4 protein-coding genes and 1 riboswitch are annotated in these 6,393 nt (G+C 70.1%); of the genes, 3 read left to right on the top strand and 1 reads right to left on the bottom strand.

The features are described from left to right. Nucleotides 1-253 precede the first annotated feature (253 nt). Both EHS43_RS33985 and EHS43_RS33980 read left to right on the top strand, forming a co-directional pair. A complete protein-coding gene (locus EHS43_RS33985) occupies nt 254-2,206 on the top strand; it encodes an APC family permease (protein WP_125194497.1) in 1,953 nt (650 codons plus the stop codon). Between the two features lie 47 nt (nt 2,207-2,253). Then, nucleotides 2,254-2,673, top strand: coding sequence for a molybdopterin-binding protein (locus EHS43_RS33980; RefSeq protein ID WP_125194496.1), 420 nt, complete (start codon nt 2,254-2,256; stop codon nt 2,671-2,673). 67 nt (nt 2,674-2,740) lie between these two features. Here EHS43_RS33980 and gcvP read toward each other — a convergent pair whose 3' ends face one another. After that, complete coding sequence (gcvP, locus tag EHS43_RS33975; protein WP_125194495.1) at nt 2,741-5,626, bottom strand: aminomethyl-transferring glycine dehydrogenase; 2,886 nt, start codon at nt 5,624-5,626, stop codon at nt 2,741-2,743. 175 nt (nt 5,627-5,801) lie between these two features. Continuing rightward, nucleotides 5,802-5,897, bottom strand: a riboswitch (glycine riboswitch). Nucleotides 5,898-6,020: 123 nt separating this feature from the next. Here gcvP and EHS43_RS33970 point away from each other — a divergent pair. Next, nucleotides 6,021-6,393 (top strand): PRC-barrel domain-containing protein (locus tag EHS43_RS33970; protein WP_148104151.1); only part of this gene is annotated, 373 nt, incomplete at its 3' end.

Genomic DNA, 6,393 nt, shown 5'->3' with positions numbered 1-6,393 from the left:
CCCTCACCCCGCCCCGTTCATGACGCTGCGTGTTCACCGGGGCCGCCACCTCGTCCCGTCGGCCCGAGCGGGATGTACGACCTCCTCAACCCGCCGATCACGCACCTTTGACGTCGGCAGGCGCAGTCTTAACGGAAGTTTGACGCCCCGGAGCCCGCCATGCGCGGGCCCGAGCGTCACTCTCCGCTTACGCTGGTGCCGCCGTCGGACGGGCGGCCGCATTCGAGCCGAGCCGCACCGAGGAGCACCCCCGATGGTCACCACAGAGCACCCTGCCCCGGGGCGTCTGCGCTCCTGGATGCTGGAGGGTCTGTCGGACATGGGCAAGGGCGGCGGCCACGTGGGCCCGCACGCGGAACCCGAGCCTCCGCACCGGGGCCAGCGGTGGTGGCGGGTGATGTGCCTGACCGGCGTGGACTACTTCTCCACGCTCGGCTACCAGCCCGGCATCGCCGCCCTGGCGGCCGGTCTGCTCTCCCCCGTCGCCACCATCGTCCTCGTCCTGGTCACCCTGGTCGGCGCCCTGCCCGTCTACCGCCGCGTGGCCGAGGAAAGCCCCCACGGCGAGGGTTCCATCGCCATGCTGGAGCGTCTCCTGTCCTTCTGGCAGGGCAAACTCTTCGTCCTGACCCTGCTCGGCTTCGCCGCCACCGACTTCCTGATCACCATCACGCTCTCCGCGGCCGACGCGTCCACGCACCTGGTCGAGAACCCCCATCTCACCGGCGCCCTGCACAACCAGCAGATGCTGATCACGCTCGTCCTGGTCGCCCTGCTCGGCGCGGTCTTCCTCAAGGGCTTCCTGGAGGCCGTGGGTGTGGCGGTCGCCCTGGTCGGCGTCTACCTCTCCCTCAACGTGGTCGTGGTGTTCGTCGGGCTGTGGCACGTCATCACCGCGGGCCATGTCATCACCGACTGGTCCAGCGCCCTGACCGCCGAGCACGGCAACGTGTTCGCCATGGTCGGGGTGGCCCTGCTGGTCTTCCCCAAGCTCGCGCTCGGCCTGTCCGGTTTCGAGACGGGCGTCGCCGTCATGCCGCACGTCAAGGGCGACGAGGGCGACACGGAGGCGCACCCCGGGGGCCGTATCCGCGACACCAAGAAGCTGCTGACCGCCGCCGCCGTCATCATGAGCGTGTTCCTGATCGCCACCAGCTTCATCACCACCCTCCTGATCCCGGAGAAGGACTTCCAGTCGGGCGGCCCGGCCAACGGCCGCGCGCTCGCCTACCTGGCCCACGAGTACCTCGGCAACGCCTTCGGCACCGTCTACGACGCCTCCACCATCGCCATCCTGTGGTTCGCGGGCGCCTCGGCCATGGCCGGCCTGCTCAACCTGATGCCGCGCTACCTGCCCCGTTACGGCATGGCCCCGCACTGGGCCCGCGCCGTCCGCCCGATGGTCATCGTCTTCACCCTCATCGGCTTCCTGGTCACCTGGATCTTCGACGCCGACGTCGACGCCCAGGGCGGGGCCTACGCCACCGGCGTCCTGGTCCTCATCAGCTCGGCGGCGATCGCGGTGACCATCGCGGCCCGCAAGGCCGGCCAGCGGGGCTGGACGATCGGCTTCGCGATCATCTCGGCGGTGTTCCTCTACGTCACCGTCGCGAACGTCATCGAGCGCCCCGACGGCGTGAAGATCGGCGCCTGCTTCATCGCCGGCATCATCCTGGTCTCCTTCCTCTCCCGCCTGGCCCGCGCCTTCGAGCTCCGCGTGACCAGCGTGACGCTGGACGAGATGGCGGAACGTTTCATCCGGGACATCGCCAGCCGCAAGATCCGGTTCATCGCCAACGAACCCGACAGCCGCGACAAGGCCGAGTACCGCGACAAGATCGAGCAGATCCGCGCCGACAACGACATCCCGGGCGAGGACTTCGTCTTCGTCGAGGTGACCGTCCTGGACCCCTCCGAGTTCGAGGCGAGCCTCACCGTGCGCGGCGAGGTCCTTCACGATCGCTACCGCGTCCTGACCCTGGAGTCCTCCTCCATCCCGAACGCCCTGGCCGCCCTCCTCCTGCATGTCCGCGACCTCACCGGCTGCACCCCCCACATCTACTTCGAGTGGACCGAGGGCAGCCCCTTCCACAACTTCCTGCGCTTCTTCCTCTTCGGCCAGGGCGAGGTCGCCCCCGTCACCCGGGAGGTGCTGCGCGAGGCGGAACCCGACCGCGCCCGCCGCCCCCGCGTCCACACCGGCTGATCCGCACATACCGAGCGAAACCCGCCCGCGGCCCTAGGTTGATGCCCATGACCCTGAGCATCCGCAACCAGCTCCCCGGCACCGTCACCACCGTCACCCCGGGAGAGGCCATGGCGACGGTCAGGATCCGCCTCGACGGCGGACAGGACCTCACGGCCGCCATCACCCTCGACGCCATGGCGGACCTCGGCCTCACCCAGGGTTCGCCCGTCCGCGCCCTGGTGAAGTCGACCGAGGTCTCCCTGGCCACCGCCCCGCTCCGCGGCGTGTCCATCCGCAACCAGCTCCCCGGCACGGTCACCGCCGTGACGAGCGGCGCCGCCATGGCCACCGTGCGGATCGCCGTCGAGGGAGGCGAACTCACCTCAGCGATCACCGCCGACTCCGCGACCGAACTGTCCCTGGCCGTCGGCGCCCCGGTCGTCGCCCTGATCAAGTCGACCGAGGTCTCCCTGGCGACCGCCTAGGGCGGAACGGAAAGGACCCCGAGAACGGAGAAGGGCCCCGCCTCAGCGGGGCCTTTCTCCCATCGGCTCAGTCCTCGTAGGCGTCCAGGGGCGGGCACGAGCACACCAGGTTCCGGTCACCGAACGCCTGGTCGATGCGCCGCACCGGCGGCCAGTACTTGTCCGCGACCGACACACCGCCCGGGAAGACGGCCTCCTCGCGCGTGTACGCGTGCTCCCACTCCCCACCGAGCGCCCCGGCGGTGTGCGGAGCGTTCCGCAGCGGGTTGTCCTCCGCGTCCCACTCCCCGGCGCCGACCTTCTCCATCTCGGCGCGAATGGCGATCATCGCCTCGCAGAAGCGGTCGAGTTCGTTCAGGTCCTCGGACTCCGTCGGCTCGATCATCAGCGTCCCGGCCACCGGGAACGACATGGTCGGCGCGTGGAAGCCGTAGTCGATGAGCCGCTTGGCCACGTCGTCGACGCTCACCCCGGTCGCCTTGGTCAGCGGACGCAGATCGATGATGCACTCGTGCGCGACCAGCCCGCCGGGTCCGGTGTAGAGCACGGGGTAGTGCGGCTCCAGCCGCTTGGCGATGTAGTTGGCGGAGAGCACCGCCACCTGCGTGGCCCGCTTGAGCCCCTCACCGCCCATGAGGCGGACGTACGCCCACGAGATCGGCAGGATCCCCGCGGAGCCCCAGGGCGCCGCCGAGATGGGCCCGACGCCCGTCGCCGGGCCGGCCGCGGGCTGCATCGGGTGGTTCGGCAGATACGGCGCCAGGTGCGAGCGCACGCCGACCGGACCCACCCCCGGACCACCGCCGCCGTGCGGGATGCAGAAGGTCTTGTGCAGGTTCAGGTGCGAGACGTCACCGCCGAAGTGCCCGGGCTTGGCCAGCCCCACCAGCGCGTTGAGGTTGGCCCCGTCGACGTAGACCTGCCCGCCCGCCTCGTGCACCTGCGCGCAGATGTCGGCGACGTGCTCCTCGAACACCCCGTGCGTCGAGGGGTACGTGATCATCAGCACGGCCAGCTCGTCCCGGTGCTGCTCGATCTTGGACCGCAGGTCCTCGACGTCGATCTCGCCGTCCCCGGCGGTCTTCACGACGACGACCTTCATGCCCGCCATCACGGCACTGGCGGCATTGGTGCCGTGCGCCGACGAAGGGATCAGGCACACGGTCCGCTGCTCGTCCCCGTTGGCCCGGTGGTACCCGCGGACGGCGAGCAGCCCGGCCAGCTCGCCCTGCGAACCGGCGTTCGGCTGGAGCGACACCTTGTCGTACCCGGTGACCTCGGCGAGCCGCTCCTCCAGCTCCTGGATGAGCGTCAGATAGCCCTGGGCCTGCTCGGCGGGCGCGAAGGGGTGCAGCTGCCCGAACTCGGGCCAGGTGACCGGCTCCATCTCGGTGGTCGCGTTGAGCTTCATGGTGCAGGAGCCCAGCGGGATCATGCCGCGGTCGAGCGCGTAGTCGCGGTCGGCGAGCCGGCGCAGGTAGCGCAGCATCGCGGTCTCGGAGCGGTGCTGGTGGAAGACGGGGTGGGTGAGGAAGTCGTCGCCGCGCAGCAGCGCGTCGGGCAGCGCCTCCTCGGTGGCCGCGTCCAGCGCCTCGATGTCGGCCTCGACCCCGAAGGCGTTCCACACGGCGGCCACCTGGGCCCGCGCGGTCGTCTCGTCGCACGCGACGGACACCTGGTCGGCGTCGACGAGGTGCACGTTGACGCCGTTCCGCCGTGCCGCGGCGACGACCTCGGCGGCCTTCCCCGGCACCCGCACGGTCAGCGTGTCGAAGTAGGCCCCGTGCACGACCTCGACACCGCCGGCCGTCAGCCCCGCGGCGAGGATGTTCGCGTACCGGTGCGTCCGCCGCGCGATGCCCTTGAGCCCGTCGGGCCCGTGGTAGACGGCGTACATCCCGGCCATGACCGCGAGCAGCACCTGCGCGGTGCAGATGTTGCTGGTCGCCTTCTCCCGGCGGATGTGCTGCTCACGGGTCTGCAGAGCGAGCCGGTAGGCCTTGTTGCCGTCGGCGTCCACGGACACGCCCACGAGCCGCCCGGGCAGGCTCCTGGCGAACTTCTCCTGGACGGCCATGTAGCCGGCGTGCGGGCCGCCGAAGCCCATCGGCACACCGAACCGCTGCGTGGTCCCGACCGCGATGTCCGCCCCGAGCTCACCCGGCGACCTCAGCAGGGTCAGCGCGAGCAGATCGGCGGCCACGGTCACGAGCGCGCCGAGCTCGTGAGCCTGGTCGATGAGCGGCTTGATGTCCCGTACGACACCGGAGGCGCCGGGGTACTGGACCAGCACGCCGTTGATCTCACGCTCCGCGATCCCGGCCGGGATGCCGTCGCTGAGGTCGGCGACCACGACCTCCAGGCCGGTCGGCTCGGCACGGGTCTCGATCACGGCGATGGTCTGCGGCAGCACGTCGGCGTCGACGAGGAAGAGACCCTTCTTGTTCTTCCCCATCCGGCGGGACAGCGCCATGGCCTCGGCCGCCGCGGTCCCCTCGTCGAGCAGCGAGGCACCCGAGGTCGGCAGCCCGGTGAGGTCCGCGACCATGGTCTGGAAGTTGAGCAGGGCCTCCAGCCGTCCCTGCGAGATCTCCGGCTGGTACGGCGTGTAGGCCGTGTACCAAGCCGGGTTCTCCATGACGTTGCGCAGGATGACCGGCGGGGTGAAGGTGCCGTAGTACCCGAGCCCGATCATGGAGTCGAGCACCTGGTTCCGGTCGGCCAGGGACCGCAGCTCGGCCAGCACCTCGGCCTCGGTGCGCGCACCGGGCAGTTCCAGCGCATCGGCGTTCTTGATCACGTCCGGAACGGCGGCGGCGGTCAGCTCGTCGAGCGAGCCGTACCCGACCTGAGCGAGCATCTTGGCCCGGGCTTCATGATCCGGACCGATGTGACGCTGCTCGAACGGGATCCCCTGCTCGAGCTCTGCGAGCGGAATGCGGTGGGCGGTCATTGCGGAGGCCTCCTGGTCTGACGCGACCTTCGAGGGGTACCCCGGCGCGGGTACCCCGACGGCCTCCCCCTCTGTCATCTCGACCTGAGAGCTTCACCGGCCGCCCGAAGGCCGCCGGCTTTCACCGTCGGTGAGAGCGGAAGCCGTCGACACCCGCCCTGCTTTCCAGAGTGACCTCGTCCGAGCGGTACGTGAGCCTGAGAGATTCCGGGGAGGATTTGCTCCTTCGGCGCCTCCGGTGGTGTCCGGAGGACTCTCCCGCACGGGGTCAGCAGCCGTTCGCAAGCCTACCAGCGAGGTCCCCGCACGCGTCTTCGAGTGGCCGCACGCCCCGAAGTGCTCTTTCGTAGTGCTTACGACCGCTTCGGATGAGTTGCGACCAAGTGGAGGGCACGTGCTGACCGACATCGATCCGCGCAACCTGATCGGCCGCAAGGCGTTCGACCGCAACGGCACCAAGATCGGCACCGTCGACGAGGTCTACCTCGACGACGCGACGGGGGTACCGGAGTGGGCCGCCATACGCACCGGCCTCTTCTCCCGGGACGCCTTCGTCCCCCTGGAGCCCAGCGAACTGGTCGAGGGCACCCTGCACGTCCCCTTCGACCGCACCCTCATCAAGGACGCCCCGGACTTCGGGGTCGGCCGCCACCTCTCCCCCGAGCAGGAACTCCAGCTCTACCACCACTACGGCCTGGACGTGGCCGCACCCCCCACCCCACCGGACCACGACTTCGGCAAGCTGGCAGGCACGGAGGACATAGAGG

Source organism: Streptomyces sp. RP5T, assembly GCF_003933965.1.
Lineage (GTDB): Bacteria > Actinomycetota > Actinomycetes > Streptomycetales > Streptomycetaceae > Streptomyces.
Note: the sequence above shows the minus strand (reverse complement) of the source record. Positions and strands in the feature narration are given on the sequence as shown.